This is a genomic window from Halobacillus trueperi (assembly GCF_003386945.1).
Taxonomy (GTDB): domain Bacteria; phylum Bacillota; class Bacilli; order Bacillales; family Halobacillaceae; genus Halobacillus; species Halobacillus aidingensis.
Window position 1 is genome coordinate 1 of sequence record NZ_QUAE01000016.1, and the last position, 14,902, is coordinate 14,902.

At 44.3% G+C, this 14,902-nt stretch carries 14 protein-coding genes; 7 read left to right on the top strand and 7 right to left on the bottom strand.

Features of this window, described 5'->3' with window-relative positions; genetic code table 11:
- Positions 1 to 37 precede the first annotated feature (37 nt).
- From DYE48_RS15605 to DYE48_RS15625, 5 genes are all read right to left on the bottom strand, one after another.
- Positions 38 to 2,617 carry a heavy metal translocating P-type ATPase gene (locus DYE48_RS15605; protein ID WP_115824440.1) on the bottom strand — a complete coding sequence of 860 codons (2,580 nt, stop codon included), beginning with the start codon at positions 2,615 to 2,617 and terminating at the stop codon, positions 38 to 40.
- Between the two features lie 21 nt (positions 2,618 to 2,638).
- Positions 2,639 to 3,010, bottom strand: a complete 372-nt coding sequence (locus DYE48_RS15610) for an ArsR/SmtB family transcription factor (protein ID WP_115824441.1) — start codon at positions 3,008 to 3,010, stop codon at positions 2,639 to 2,641.
- A 175-nt stretch (positions 3,011 to 3,185) separates the two neighbouring features.
- On the bottom strand, positions 3,186 to 4,085 hold the full coding sequence (locus DYE48_RS15615) for a DUF3231 family protein (RefSeq protein WP_341865622.1): 900 nt from the start codon (positions 4,083 to 4,085) through the stop codon (positions 3,186 to 3,188).
- Positions 4,055 to 5,863: an Mce/MlaD family protein gene (locus DYE48_RS15620; RefSeq protein WP_115824443.1), complete on the bottom strand. Its 1,809-nt coding sequence runs from the start codon at positions 5,861 to 5,863 to the stop codon at positions 4,055 to 4,057. Before DYE48_RS15620 ends, DYE48_RS15615 begins: the two co-directional genes overlap by 31 nt.
- A gap of 2 nt (positions 5,864 to 5,865) precedes the next feature.
- Entirely contained in the window at positions 5,866 to 7,866 is a 2,001-nt protein-coding gene (locus DYE48_RS15625; RefSeq protein WP_115824444.1) for an efflux RND transporter permease subunit, read from the bottom strand.
- Between the two features lie 215 nt (positions 7,867 to 8,081).
- On the opposite strand from DYE48_RS15625, the gene DYE48_RS15630 reads away from it, so the two are divergent.
- The 6 genes from DYE48_RS15630 to DYE48_RS15655 all read left to right on the top strand — a co-directional run bounded on the left by DYE48_RS15630 (position 8,082) and on the right by DYE48_RS15655 (position 12,897).
- The gene (locus DYE48_RS15630) at positions 8,082 to 8,648 is read left to right on the top strand and encodes a TetR/AcrR family transcriptional regulator (RefSeq protein ID WP_115824445.1); all 567 of its coding nucleotides are present in this window, start codon (positions 8,082 to 8,084) and stop codon (positions 8,646 to 8,648) included.
- Positions 8,649 to 9,040: 392 nt separating this feature from the next.
- Entirely contained in the window at positions 9,041 to 9,781 is a 741-nt protein-coding gene (locus DYE48_RS15635; RefSeq protein ID WP_115824446.1) for a metal ABC transporter ATP-binding protein, read from the top strand.
- A 3-nt stretch (positions 9,782 to 9,784) separates the two neighbouring features.
- On the top strand, positions 9,785 to 10,642 hold the full coding sequence (locus DYE48_RS15640; RefSeq protein WP_115824447.1) for a metal ABC transporter permease: 858 nt from the start codon (positions 9,785 to 9,787) through the stop codon (positions 10,640 to 10,642).
- A gap of 36 nt (positions 10,643 to 10,678) precedes the next feature.
- On the top strand, positions 10,679 to 11,623 hold the full coding sequence (locus tag DYE48_RS15645; RefSeq protein WP_115824448.1) for a metal ABC transporter solute-binding protein, Zn/Mn family: 945 nt from the start codon (positions 10,679 to 10,681) through the stop codon (positions 11,621 to 11,623).
- 184 nt (positions 11,624 to 11,807) lie between these two features.
- Positions 11,808 to 12,158 (top strand): PadR family transcriptional regulator, encoded by a 351-nt coding sequence (locus DYE48_RS15650; RefSeq protein WP_115824449.1) that lies wholly within the window; start codon positions 11,808 to 11,810, stop codon positions 12,156 to 12,158.
- Positions 12,133 to 12,897, top strand: a complete 765-nt coding sequence (locus tag DYE48_RS15655) for a DUF1129 family protein (protein ID WP_115824450.1) — start codon at positions 12,133 to 12,135, stop codon at positions 12,895 to 12,897. Before DYE48_RS15650 ends, DYE48_RS15655 begins: the two co-directional genes overlap by 26 nt.
- A gap of 45 nt (positions 12,898 to 12,942) precedes the next feature.
- On the opposite strand, the gene DYE48_RS15660 is transcribed toward DYE48_RS15655, so the two are convergent.
- Positions 12,943 to 13,293, bottom strand: a complete 351-nt coding sequence (locus DYE48_RS15660; RefSeq protein WP_115824451.1) for a YqfO family protein — start codon at positions 13,291 to 13,293, stop codon at positions 12,943 to 12,945.
- A gap of 137 nt (positions 13,294 to 13,430) precedes the next feature.
- Here DYE48_RS15660 and DYE48_RS15665 point away from each other — a divergent pair, with 137 nt between their 5' ends.
- Positions 13,431 to 13,925, top strand: a complete 495-nt coding sequence (locus DYE48_RS15665) for a GNAT family N-acetyltransferase (protein WP_115824452.1) — start codon at positions 13,431 to 13,433, stop codon at positions 13,923 to 13,925.
- 19 nt (positions 13,926 to 13,944) lie between these two features.
- Here DYE48_RS15665 and DYE48_RS15670 read toward each other — a convergent pair whose 3' ends face one another.
- Positions 13,945 to 14,340: a VOC family protein gene (locus DYE48_RS15670; RefSeq protein ID WP_115824453.1), complete on the bottom strand. Its 396-nt coding sequence runs from the start codon at positions 14,338 to 14,340 to the stop codon at positions 13,945 to 13,947.
- Between the last annotated feature and the right edge of the window lie 562 nt (positions 14,341 to 14,902).

The following is a 14,902-nucleotide window of genomic DNA, read 5'->3' on the forward strand; positions in this document are numbered from 1 at the left end:
CAAAAAAGGTGCGATCCAATGATCGCACCTTTTTATATTATTTATTTCTTAATAGTCTCATACTGTTGAGAATAACAAGTAAAGCTGCCCCTGTATCACTTAACACAGCCATCCATAAAGTCAGGACTCCCGGAAAAATGAGCATCAAGGCCGCCAGCTTCGTCACTAAGGAGAACCACACATTCTGTTTAATAATTTTCATCGCTTTTCTGCTCAAACGTATTGTGTGAGGGAGCTTCTCCAAATTATCGGCCATCAGGACAATATCTGCGGTTTCCATGGCTGTATCAGTCCCTGCTCCTCCCATAGCGATTCCAAGATCTGAGGTCGCTAAAGCCGGAGCATCATTGATCCCATCTCCAACCATGGCCACATTCTTCCCTTCCGCTTGGAGCTTTTTCACAGCTGAAACTTTATCCTCAGGTAAGAGCTCAGCAAAATAGCGATCGACACCTGTTTCCCTGGCAATCTTATCCGCTGTTCCTTTGTTGTCCCCTGTGAGCATCACCATTTCCTGCATACCAACCTGCTTCAGCTTTTGAATGGATTGAACGGTGATATCACGGATAGTATCAGCAACAGCGATGAGGCCTAGAACTTTGGTTGAAGTTCCTACAACGACAATGGTATGCCCCTCTTTTTGCAACTGATCAATCCGATCTTTAATCTCAGAAAAAGGCACCTGCATCTCTTCAAACAACTTCGGACTTCCAGCAAAATATTTAACGCCACTCAACTTCGCCTTCGCACCTTTTCCTGGGATTGCTTGGAAGTCTTCGCCATCTATCGCCAGCATGTTCCGTTCTGATGCATACGTCGTAATCGCCTTAGCAATCGGGTGAGTGGAATGTTCTTCAATGGTCCGCGTCACACGGATCAACTCATCTTCGCTTACACCTAGTGCGTGCACTTCAGAAACCTTTGGACGCCCTTCTGTAAGTGTCCCTGTCTTATCGAAAGCGATGGCTTTAATAGTGCCCGCTTTTTCCAGAAACGTACCGCCCTTGATGAGCACACCATTCTTAGCTGCATTTCCGATGGCTGAAACAATCGCGACCGGTGTAGAAATGACAAGAGCACAAGGGCAGGCGACCACGAGTAAAGCGAGCCCTTTATACAGCCACTCTCCCCACGTACCAAAGCCGAAAATAGGCGGAATGATCATGACCAACAGAGCAAGAGTGAAAACAATCGGCGTATAGACACGTGCAAAACGATCCACGAAAGCCTGGGTGGGGGCCCTTTTCTCTTGAGCCTCTTCTACAAGGTGGATAATTTTTGCTATCGTTGTATCTTCTACGAGCTTCGTGACTTCAATCTCTAACGATCCACTTTCATTCACTGTACCTGCATAAACGATATCTCCCGTTTGTTTATCTACAGGCAATGATTCTCCCGTTATCGGAGCTTGGTTGACACTGGATGTGCCAGTCATGACGTCACCATCCAAGGGAATCTTCTCGCCAGGTTTAACGACGATGACCTCACCAATCCCAACGTCTTCTACCGCTTTAAGGACGAGTTGGTTGCCTGATTTGACACTAGCTTCTTTGGGTGTGAGATTAATCAAACTTCGGATCGATTCTCGTGTTCGTTCAATCGATCGGTTTTGGAGTGTATTTCCTAATGCGAACAGCCATACAACCATTGCTCCCTCAAACCATTCTCCGATCAAGGCAGCCCCGATGGCGGCGGATGCCATGAGGACGTTCATATCCAAGGAGCCGCTCTTAATTGCATAAAAAGCACTTCTCGCAGGCTTATACCCGCCAATTAGGATGGCTGCTGCATAAAAAGCCGTGAAGAATTCAGTAGGGATATTTGTGAACGAACCAATAAAGCCGAGACCTAGGAACAGCCCAGATAAAGTCGTCGTTGATATCCCTTTACCTTTGGCAGCTTTTTGGTTATGGTCGCCCCATTTTCCTTCCAAGGAAGCCTGAAAGCCGGCCCTGCCTACTTCCTTTACAATTTCTTTCGCGGAGGTCGTATGTTGGATCTGCATCTTCCCTGTTGAAAATTGAACTTGAACGTCTTGAACGGCAGGATTTTTGCTCAAATGCTTTTCAATCGTCATAGCACAAGAACCACAATCCATCCCCTCTATTTTATAAGTTTGTTTATTCTTAGAAGAATCCACCGGTTCGGCCTCAAAGCCCAATTTGCGAATATGTTTCGGAATCTGATCATGAGGGAACTCATTCTCAGCAGCTACCGTCATCCTCCCTGTCCCGTACTGCACGCTGACCGATTGGATGCCGCTGATCTTCTGCAGTCCTTTTTCAATCGTGGCGGCACAAGAAGGACAGTCCATGCCTTTTACCTCGAATTTCACCACGTGTAACCCTTCAGACTTTCCAACATCCCCACTTGAGCTACAACAAGAAACCTCTTCTTGTTCATTTCCACAACAATGGTCTTGATTCGCTTCATTTCTCTTTGTATCACTAGAACAACAAGTGGCGTTTGCCTCCGTTTCTTCCTTAACGCTGGAACTGGAACAACAATTTACTTCCGGCTCCTGTTCTTCTTCAGCATTGGAACAACAAGACACTTCTTCATCTTTCAAAACCTCTTCCGAACTTGAACAGCAGCTCGCTTTTTTCTCCTCACTCATCCCTCTCACCTCTGTTTCTCTCTATACTTCATTCGAGTGTTGAATCGCAATAGAAACCAACTGGTGTACGTACTCGTCAGCCAAAGAATAGAAAACGAGTTTCCCTTCCTTACGGTATTTGGCTAATTTCATATTTCGCAGTAACCGGAGGTGATGAGAAGCGGTGGCAGTCGTTGAACCAATAATGTTCGCTACATCACAGACACAGAGCTCGTTTTCAAGTGTCAGGGCATACGCGATTTTCAAGCGTGTGGCATCGGAAAGGGCTTTGAAAATCAGCTCCACACCAAGGACTTCATCCATCTTGGGCTGGACTCTTTGTACAAGTTCTTCATCATAACAAAAGGTATCGCAGGTATCTTTGGGTATTTTTTTCAATACTTTTTCACTCAATCCATTCACCTTCATTCAAATAATTGTTTTAATGTTTAATCATAGTGTATGCCCCCTCACCAATTTTCGTCAACACTATTAATCAAATAATCATTTGAATGTAAAAAGACCTGTTATCCAACATGCTCGAGTTTGAAGCACTTAGACAACAGATCTGATCAAATACTCTATTTTCTTATTTTCTTTTCAACCCTTTGCCCAACTGGTCACGATCTGGAGCCGCAGGAGGCTCTTCCAGCCATTTATTCTTGATCATAATTTCCGCTCCATCCTGCGCATACTGGCCGACTTCTGCAGATAACCGTTCATAATTCAAAGTGAGGTCGCTCCTCTGGCTGGCAGCGGCTGCCGTAGCGTAATTCCCGAACCCTGCAGAGTTAAGAAGGCTCACTTGGAACATCATCAATTTATCAGAAAAAACAGGTGTCGTACTATCTGTAATCGCATGATTTGGAGAAATCGGGGACGGAATATCGTCTTTCATTAACGTCTTCGAAAGAATATCGATATGTTTTTTAGATATTTCTTTTCCGCGTTTCATGTATTGGCTGACCTGAGATTGCGACGACTGCATAAAGCTTGAAGTAAGCATAATTCCGATTTGGTTTGTTTCGATATTCAAACTTAAATGGGTAATCTCAATCGCGTTAAGGATCCGGTGATTTTTCAGTGGATTTATCCCTTTCAAGTATCCGACATCATTAACGAAAGAGAACTGTTTCGGATAGGGAATATAGGGCCTTTTAAAAAACAAACCCTTCTCTAACGCCGTTTCTGAAGCCGCTCGATATAAATTCTGCACCTGATGCAGGGCGTGCCCGTAAAAATCCTGGATATCCCTTCTTGAAGCCACAGCCAAATTACCCGTATGAACGACCATCCCAACCCGTCCCATGTGTAACATAAAGGTCAGTTTAAAAGTATCTGTATAAAGGTCAGGTGCTTGATTCCTTTGGGGTTTCTCCCTTCCTTTGGCGCGGGGGTGTTCCTCTTTGGGACAGTAAAAAAACCTTCTCTCAACAAAAGTTGAGAGAAGGTTTCCCGTTATCTGAACAAATCCAACAAGCGATCCCAGAAGCTTTTTTCCTCTTCTTTCTCTGGAGCCTCTTCTTGTTCTTCGTCCTTTTTAATGCTTTCTGTTTTAATGACAAACTGCACCGATCCGATCTTTTTATTCTTCTCTGAAACGAAGGAAGTTGGTTCGAAATCGGATTTATCGTATTCTTCAACCATTTGTTCAATCTCTGAGTCCATCTGTCCAGGTAAATCGCTGGTGTTAGCTGCTAATTGGGATGTGCCGTCATGAAGTTCTGCGGCTCCATTCTCGAGCTCAGCGGTTCCGTTCGTTAGACTTCCAATACCGCTGTGGATGTCTGCATAGGAACCTGCCAGCCGGTCAACACCACTTGTGTATTCCTTGAGTCCAGAATGAAACTCCCCATACTTGGATGAAAGAGACTGCAAGCCTTCTTGCAACTGTTTGACAGATTCGCCGATATCCATATTTTCCATGCTGCTACCGATTTGGTCTGCCATCGTATTTAGGTTTGTACTCATTTCATTCAATGAGCCGGCACTCTGTTCCAATGCCGGTCCGACCGCCTGATACGCTTCTTTCACATTGGCATACGTTCCTTTAGCCGTCTGAGCGGCCTCGTATGTTTCTACCAGCTTGTTAACGACTTCCGGGTTGGCCCCACTTTCATGTAAGGCCTGGATTTCCTGTTCCGTAATCTCATACTGAGGGATGGCCTCGATCGACTGACTCAATGCCTGATGAGCCTGACCATACTGTTCCTTCAAGTTTGTCAGGCCTTTTTCGACTTCACTCAGACCTCCAGCCAGTTGGCTCAGCCCCTCTTCCATATTGGCAAAATCGCTCACGTTCACTTCGCCAGATCCTGAAGCGACAGCCTCGTTCATCTGTTGCAGCGCATTTTTGATCGAAGCTGATCCTTCAACAAGCTCTGACGAACCATTACTCAACCCCTGGATGCCGTTATTGTATTGTTCTGATCCATCATAAAGGCTTGCTGCGCCATCATTCAGTTCAGCGATTCCATTTTTGAGTTCTCCGACACCATTGTTAATTTCGGCGGTGGCATTCGTTAACGAGCCCATGTCGTTCTTCATCCCTCCGATATCCGGCGCGTCAATGGACATAGAGGATGGAATAGCAGCAAATTCAATGCTTTCCATCTCCAAATCGGTGACGTCCGCGGTCAGAGTGAAGCTCCCTTCTTTTTCAGGCATGACGGTAAAGGTTACTTGCCTGTCCTTTCCGGCGTTCGCCACCGTACCTTCAGGAGCCTGAATGTTTTCGTAAATCATAGAGTCCAGCTTCATCGTGATCTGCATCAAGTAGTTATTGAAGAAGCTCTCATCGGCCCCTTCGTTTTTTATTGTATCAATGCTCACTTTGAGCTTGCCGTCTTTTCCGACCAGCTCTTCAGGTTTCATGGCTTCTCCATCTAATTGATAAGAAACATTGATATTCCAAGGCAGGGGCTTGCCTTCCAAATTCCCTTGATAGTAATACTCCTCTTCTTTTGCAGTCAACTCAATTTTTTCATTCTGCTGCTCTATTTCTGTCACATCTGTTAGATTTTGAACACTCGTATAAGGTCCATAATCAACGATTTCACCAGGCTCGTCGATTGTAAAATTGTTAACGACGTACATTTCTTCTTGATCCCCGGTAGCATCGAGCGTGGTGTACACGACTTCATGCTTTTTCGAGTAGGAGCCTTTCGTTGCCGGCTCTGTTTTCCCATTTTCTTCTGCCGACACAGGAACCGTCGTCAAGACGAGAAGAAATGCTGTGAACATAGCTGTCGCACGTTTAAATCTCATCCTCACTTCTCCTCCTTATAAAAGTTAGCTTTCCAAGTCGTTCTTTTAATCACACGGTCAAAGATGACAAGCAGGGCCGGAAGCACAAACACAACCATAAGGAAAGCAAGCAGAGCTCCCCGTCCTAACAACAGTCCGATGGAGGATACAATCGGATTAGAGGATGTAATCCATAAAATGAATCCGACACTCGACAAAATGGCCGCTGATACGAAAATCGCAAAAATTTTATCATCAATCGTCTTCTTGATAGCCTTCAGGGCAGGCATTTCTTTTCTCAAATGATTATAGTTTTCCGTAAACAAAATCGCGTAGTCCACCGTAGCCGCCAGCTGGATGGTACTGATTAAGAGATAGCCGACATAAACAAGCGATGTATCCATAAAGTACGGGAACGATAAGTTGATCCATACAGATGCCTGAATCGTCACAAGCAGGACGACAGGGATGGAAATTGAACGGAACGTGAGTAACAGCACGAGGGCCACGGTCACAACCGTCAGAATATTGACGAGCCTGTTATCCTCCTGGACGATATTTTTCATATCATACAGGGTGACACTTTCACCGAGCATGTGCGTTTCTTCATAATAATTGTCGGTGGTTTCTTTAATTTTCTCTATGAGAGAAAAAGCCTCATCCCCTTCGGCATCCGTTTCGGTGTAAAGAGTGATCCGTGCATAGTTTTCCGAATAAAAGGATTCAGTGATCGACTCCTCCAAATAAGCGGGTGGAATCGCCGGGCTGACCATGTTGACGTAGGAAATGACGCTGGAGACAAGCGGAAGGCTTTCCAACTCCCGTACAAGCTCCTCCTCCTTGGCCCGGTCGCCTTCAGGTACGAGCAGAACCATCGGCATGTTCTTCCCGAACTCCTTCTGAATCGCTCTCGCATCCTGCCCTGCCCTTGTGTTTTCAGGGTGTTCGCCCGTTCCATATATGAAAGAAGTTTCACTTTGCGCCAAAAAGGCAGGAACGATAATCAAGATGACGAAAATCAAACTAGGAATACGGAATTTCATGACACGTTTTCCGATTCCTTTAAAATCCGGAACGAACGGACGGTGCTGTGTGCGATCAATCCAGTGATAGAACATCAGCGTCAACGCTGGAAGGAAAATCATGACACTGAGGAAGCTCAGCAGAATTCCTTTAAGTAAGTTGAGACCTAAATCTGCCCCGATGCCGAAATCCATGAACGTGAGAGCCGTAAACCCGAAGAAGGTCGTCGATGCACTGGCGATGATCGCAGGGAACGACCGTTTCATCGCAAGGAGCATCGCTTCCTTAGGGTCGGATACTTCTTTTCGATAATCAGAAAAGCTATGCAGCAGGAAGATCGCATAGTCGAGCGACACCGCGAGCTGTAAAATGGGGGCGACCGATTGGGTGACAAAGGATACTTCTCCAATGAAGATATTCGTCCCCAAATTGATCAGGACAGAAACTCCGATCGCCGTCAAAAAAAAGACCGGTTCCACCCATGATGTCGTGGACAAAACTAAAATGAGGATGATGATCGGAACAAGTAAAGCCGCCGCATACATCGACTCACTCCCCGCCATCTTCTGAGAGACCGCCGTGTTGACCGCTTCGCCTGCGACCGCATTTTCTTCACCGATCAAATCATAAATGGCATCGGTCGCTTCCACTTCATAACCTTCCTCAATCGTTACAGAAAAAAGGGCCGAACGCTCCTGGTAATACGTTTCGACGGTGTTTGAGTCCGCCATCTCGAGCGGTACTTTCAAATCGATGACATCATCAAGCCACATCACATTGGTGACACCCTCGATCGAATCAAGGTCTTCTTTATAACTTAATGCCTCAGTAACAGAGATGTCCTGGATCATGACCCGGGTATTTTCCACCGGCTCATCAAACTCTTCCTCCATCAACTCCATCGCCTGCATGGATGGAGAGTTTTTCGGCAGGTAATCGACCATGTTGTAATTGACCGATACCCCGAACTGCGCCACCGTACTGAGAATGGTTAAAATCATAAAAATGATGACAATGCTTTTCTTATGTTTAATTATTCTTGATGCCCAGCCAATAAGGCCTCACCTCTCTTGCAAATGACATTCATACATTCTATCATTTTATTAACACCGTGTTGGATATTCAACAAACAGTTTCTTAACTAGCGTCAGTTTCCCAACACAACTTTATTTTGTGTTGGATTGTCACATAAATGTAACAAAAAGGGGCCAGAACTATGAACGAAAAACTCGACCGCAGAAAAAAATATACAAGGAAAGTACTAAAGGAAAGTTTAATCAGCCTTCTTGCAGAAAAGCCGATTTCCGACATTACTGTAAAAGAATTGTGTGCTCTTGCTGATATTAACCGCTCAACCTTCTACACCCATTACTCCGACCATTACGACCTGCTCAGCAAAATCGAAGAAGAAATCACAGAAGATATGAACCGCTACCTGCACAGCTATAACTACGAACATGAAGAAGAATCCATTCAAATGACAGAAAAAATATTAGAATATGTCATTGAAAACAAACTCATGTTCCAGACCTTGCTCAATAAAGAAGCTGCTCCGACTTTTGAAAAACGAATGATGGACTTGACGCGGGGGTTCATGAGGAACAATTGGATGGACGAACATATGCCAAATAAGCATGAATCTGAGTACTTAAGCTCCTTCGTCATCAGTGGAGCAATCCATGTCATCAAAGATTGGATTGAAAAAGATATGGATCAGTCGCCGAGGGAGATGGCGGTCATGATCAATCACTTCATTAATTATGGTTTTTCTTATCTAAATTGACGCAGGGGCGTACGCTACTTCAGGACTTCATGGAATAGAATGTTCAAAAATAGACTTCCAGAAAACAAAATTCCACTCCCATTGAGGTCCCTCCCTCCTATTCTAGCTTCTATACTTTTATTCATTTAGATAACAATTTGAATAATGGTTGACTTTTATTGGTTCCATCTATATATTTTGCATTAAGGAAACTTTTTTAAGTGATCTTCAATTTTTGTCAACTTTCTTTGGTATCCCCCATATAGTAAAAGGACTATTTTTTTACCCAAAAAGTTGCACTAAGGAAAATTTAATGACTCATACAAATTTTTGTGATAATACGACAAAACTATGAGTATATCTAAACCTTAAAAGTAAGGAATGATGATATTCAGGTCAAAGGAGGAGAAAAGATGGCGAATGCTGCCCTATCCATAAAGAACCTGCACGTTTCGTACTATGGGAATGAAGCGGTGAAAGAAGTCAGCTTAACCGTGAACCCGGGAAATCTCGTCGGAATTATCGGTCCAAACGGTGCCGGTAAATCCACATTTTTAAAAGCCCTGCTGAACTTGATCCCACGGGATAAAGGAGAAATCAAACTTCTAGGAAAAACGGTGAAAGAAGTACGGAAGAAAATCGCTTATGTCCCTCAACGGAATGATATCGATTGGGATTTCCCGATCACCGTCCTTGATGCCGTACTGATCGGCACCTATCCCAATTTAAAATTATTCAAGCGCCCGAAAAAGAAAGACAAAGAGTGGGCCATGGAATGTCTCCGCAGGGTCGGTATGGAAGATTTCAGTAAAAGACAAATCGGCGAATTATCCGGCGGTCAACAGCAGCGCGTCTTCTTAGCCAGGGCGCTTGCACAAAAAGCCGAGTTGTTTTTCCTTGATGAACCGTTTGTAGGTGTGGACGTATCGAGTGAAGAAACAATTGTACGCATCTTAAAAGAATTGTGCTCTCAGGGAAAGACAGTCATTGTCGTCCATCACGACTTGAGCAAAGCCAATGATTATTTCAACCAGCTCATTCTTTTAAACAAAGAATTGATTGGTTTCGGCTCCGTCCAGGAAGTCTTCCAGACAGAAATCATCGAAAAAGCCTACCAAGGACAGTTTGCTTTCATGAAAGAGATAGGAGTGTAAGTCATGGCTTTTATTGAAGCGGTTATGCAATATGGATTTTTACAAAAGGCGTTATTAACGTCGATCATGGTTGGAATCATTTGTGGAGTGGTCGGTTGTTTCATCATTCTCAGAGGAATGGCCCTCATGGGAGACGCCATCTCTCATGCGGTCTTACCCGGCGTCGCCATTTCTTATATGTTCGGAATCAATTTCTTTTTTGGCGCTGTTTTCAGTGGTGTCCTCACAGCGATTGCCATCGGATTCGTCACTCAGAACAGCCGGATTAAACACGACACATCCATCGGCATCATGTTCACAGCGGCCTTCGCTGGAGGAATTATCATCATTACGATGTTAAAAAGCAGCACGGATCTCTATCATATTCTGTTTGGGAATGTTCTCGCGGTCAGAGCCTCTGATATGTGGATTACGCTCGGGATCGGAATCGTCATTTTAGCCTCTGTGTACCTTTTTTATAAGGAGCTCCTGGTCACCTCTTTCGATGAAACGATGGGAGCGGCTTACGGGTTGCCCGTAAGACTCATTCATTATTTCCTGATGACCCTGCTTACGATGGGGACTGTCGCTTCTTTACAAACCGTAGGAATTGTTCTGGTTGTGGCGATGCTGATCACCCCGGCAGCGGCTGCTTACCTTTTGACCGATCGTTTGTGGGTGATGATTTTTCTTGCTTCTGCCATCGGTGTTCTTTCATCTGTTATCGGTCTCTACTTCAGCTTCACCTATAACCTGGCTTCAGGTGCGACAATCGTCATGGCAGCAACAGCAATCTTTATCCTTACCTTCCTGTTCTCACCTAAGCACGGATGGTTATGGAGAATGTTGAAAGTCAGAAAGAAAAAAGCATCCCTTGTCTAAATAGAAAACTTTCATATATAAAAAGGAGGAATTTTCATGATGAAGAAAAAGTTTTTATTGTTAGCAGCCACCCTTTTCAGCCTGCTCATGCTAGCTGCTTGTGGTGGAGAAGAAGCGAACGGAAACACGAAGCAAGAGGATGGGAAAGTTCAAGTCGTAACGACGTACTCGATTGTGTATGACATTGTAAAAAACGTCGGCGGTGATCTGGTCGACATTCACAGCTTAGCCCCTATTGGCTCAAACCCCCACGAGTATGATCCGCTGCCGGAAGACGTAAAAAAGACTACGGATGCGGATGCTGTGTTCTACAATGGCTTAAACCTTGAAGCAGGGAACGCCTGGTTCAACAAATTGATGGAAACCGCAGGAAAAGACGACGAAGATGCCCCCGTATTCCTAATGAGTGATGGGGTTGAAGCGATGTACTTAACGTCAGAAGGGAACGAAGGTGAAGAAGACCCTCACGCATGGCTGGATATTCGGAATGGAATCAAATATGCCGAAAATGCAAGAGATGGCCTCATCAAAATTGATCCTGAAAACAAAGAGGTTTACGAAGAGAATGCGGAGGAATACATCGCCGAACTGCAAGCGTTGCATGACAAGGCTGTTAAACAATTCAACGAAATCCCTGAAGAAGAACGTGTACTTGTGACAAGTGAAGGAGCCTTCAAGTACTTCAGTGATGCCTATGGGTTCCAAGCGGAATACATTTGGGAGATCAACCAGGAAAATCAAGGAACTCCAGAACAAATTACGAGGATTGTAGATATCATCAATGAAAAACAAATCACAGGGTTGTTCTTAGAGACGAGTATCGATGCGCGCAGCATGGAAGCCGTCTCGGAAGAAACCGATGTTCCCATCATGGGCGATGTTTTCACTGATTCTTTAGCTGAACCAGGTGAAGAAGGCGATACGTACATTTCCATGATGGAGTCTAATATTAATACCATTAAAGAAGGATTGAGCAAATAACTCAAAAGCTGCCAGCAACTGTTTCAAGTTGGCAGCTTTTTTCACGTTTTTTTCTTTTGCTATTATTTTTCATACATATATGGATTTTATTGGAATAACCTGGTATAGTTAAACTACCTTGCATTGCAAGTTATTTTTACCCCACTACCTTGTTATGCAATATAGGTTCGAAAGTGGTGAAACTTTGTCTTCTAGTCAAATATTAAAAGGTATTTTAGAAGGTTGTCTACTCTCCATCATCGCTAAAGGTGAAACCTACGGCTACGAAATGATTGAAAAACTCGACCATTATGGATTCACGATGGTGAAAGAAGGAAGCATCTATCCCCTGCTTTTACGAATGAAAAAACAAGGTCTTGTCGAGACAAGTCAAAAACAACTCCCTTCCGGTGGTCCGAAGCGAAAGTATTACACGATTACAGAAAGAGGACGTGAAGAACTGGAAGCATTCAAATTACATTGGGATGCCATCTCCAGCAGTGTTGCCGAATTAATGAAGGAGGAGTTCCATGGAAACATTGACAAAAAAGAGTGAAAAGTTCCTGGAAAGTCTGCATCTGTACCTGATATCAAGTGGGAAAAAGGAAGCCGAAGCCTATGAGATTGTTGAAGAACTTCGCGATCATTTAACAGAGGCGGAAAAGGAAGGCAAGGATGTAAATGACATCATCGGTCAGTCCCCAAAAGAATATATTGAGCAAGTATCTAAGGAAATGCCATTTGATTTTCGTACGCTCATCAGTGCCTTTACCGTCTTTCTTTTCGGCACCCTTTCCTACCTTTTATTAGGGGATATCATTAATGGAGGCGCACAATTGTCATTGATCCAAATCATCGGCTATCCTGTTCTTATGATTGTGTACCTTCTCTCTCTTACTGCGCTCTTACGCTATACGGCCCTACACCAATTTGATAAAACAAAAGAGTATGTGATGATCGGCATTTTCGGCTTTCTGAAAATTTCACTTTTCATCAGCGTCATTACTCTTGATCAAGCGATTGACTCTCCAATTATTGTGCTGTCACCACTGGGCAATGTAATTGCTGCCTTATTGACCATCAGCTTCTTTATCGGAGCATCCCTCTGGGCAAAAACATGGGTGATGATCATCATTGCTTTGATACTGGTAACGCCTGAAATTCTTGTTCAGATCCTCCAATTAAACGAAGAAGCAAGCCTTATTACGAAAAGCACCTTAATCTTCGGTGCGCTGTTTGTTTACTTTTGGACGATCAATCGGCGTGAAAATGCAAGTAAAGCTTTCTCCTCCTAATGAAAAATGAGCCTCCACATGTGGAAACATACAGAGGCTCACCTTCTATTCCTGCTTTCTTGCTTCTCTTTCCTCCGAAACTTGTACGACTGGTTCATCCCACGGATGGTTCGGATAAATCCCTTCCTCAATCACCCTTCTTAATAAGGATTCATCCCTTGGAATAGAAAATTCAATCCGAAGCGAAGTGAGAGTCGTTTTTTCTCCGGACTCCCCCTCTGTAGGAACAGCTTCTTCCCCGGGTACAAACTGCTCCACTCCATCCTTCGACTGCCACATCACGTTTTTGTAATTTCCTACTCTCAAGTCATCAATGCTTAGTACTCCCTGTACCACTGCATCCACATATTCTGGAACAACAAAGGTTTTAACACGGTATATATCCACCAATTTCATTGAACCCAACCTCCTCCATACTTCTTTAAGAGTAGTATCTTCCAGGGTGAAGAACTTACCCTATCCTCGGTTACTGAATGGAACTTTTCCTATTCTTAACCGTATAGAAAAGTATAACGTAAAAAGGAGATCATCAAATGACAACTTTACGCAGGATGTCCGAAGAAGAGTTTGTGCAATACAATGATTTTTCAATTGTTGCCTTTGCGAAGGAAAAGGTGGCTGCGGGAAATTGGACAGAAGAAGAAGCGCTTGAAAAAGCCAAAACCACCCATGCAGAATTGCTCCCTGAAGGAAGACATACAGAGGATCATTTTCTTTATACCATCCTGAATGAAAAGGGTGAAAATGTAGGGTCCTTGTGGATTTGTAAACAGTCCCCTGACAAAGCCTTTATCTATGACATTCGAGTTTCAGATGACTATCAAGGTCAAGGACATGGAAAGAAAGCGATGATCCTGGCAGAAGAGGAAGCCAGAAAAATCGGGGTGCAAAGAATAGGCCTTCACGTATTTGGCCATAACACGGTCGCAAGAAAATTGTACGAGAACCTATCTTACCAAACGACAAATGTAGTAATGGAAAAAGACCTCCCTGCCAAAAACGAAGAATATACAAAAAAGAACCCTTGATTAAAGGGTTCTTTTATTACTATTTTGCATTCTCGTCAGGTTGATGGACGCCGAATATATTGCCTTCAGTATCTAAATAATATCCCTGCCAGGCCATTCCAGGCAGGGCGTATTTAGGCAAAGCGACCTTGCCGCCGTGTTCCAGGATTTTAGCTTCAACCGTATCGTAGTCTCCCACTCCTATTGTACAAGCATAGCCATTCAACGCCTGGTTCAATTCTGGTGGTGCACTTTTCCGCTGCATTAAAGCTCCGTTGATCCCAGGCTCATCTTCTCCCCCTGTCACTACGCCGAAATAAGGCATTCCCGCGTACTCACTCCAGTCTTCGAATTGCCAATCAAAGACCTCACTGTAAAAACTCTTAGCTCGTTCCATGTCATCGACATGAATTTCAAAATGCACGACTCTCCCCATCATTTCCACCTGCTTTGCTTAGATTTTGATCCTCACTAGAAATTGCTCTACGCTTACATATTCGCCTAACCATGACCTACTCCTTCTTATTTTTCTAAGAACGTTATTCAATTAACTGGCAGGATTCTTGAAAACTCAGCTTCGAGATGTTTTTTGAGCGGATGGGGGCTGCGGGGAATAGCTCGCTTTCCGCGGGAGCGCGTTGAGCCTCCTCGAACTCCGTTCTGCGGGGTCTCACCTAGCACTCTTTTCCCGCAGGAGTCTCCCCATTCCCCTCCGCCCCTTTACCATGTGAGTGACTCGAAACCACTTCCCGGAAACGCTGCTTGTATGCTTAAGAGAAGTTGATAATTTAAAAACTCTCCCCAGTGGTCATTCCGAGCGTGAAAGCTTGATTTAGAGCGCTTTATGCCTGGTCCTGAGTTGGAGTGGGAAACGTCCCACTTTGGTATAGGGGTTCGTTTCTCACATGCATCGAATGGGGTGGTTGGGAAGCTGCGAGACTCCCGTGGGAGAAGGAGATAGGCGAGATCCCGCAGGACGCAGGCCGAGGAAGCTCGGC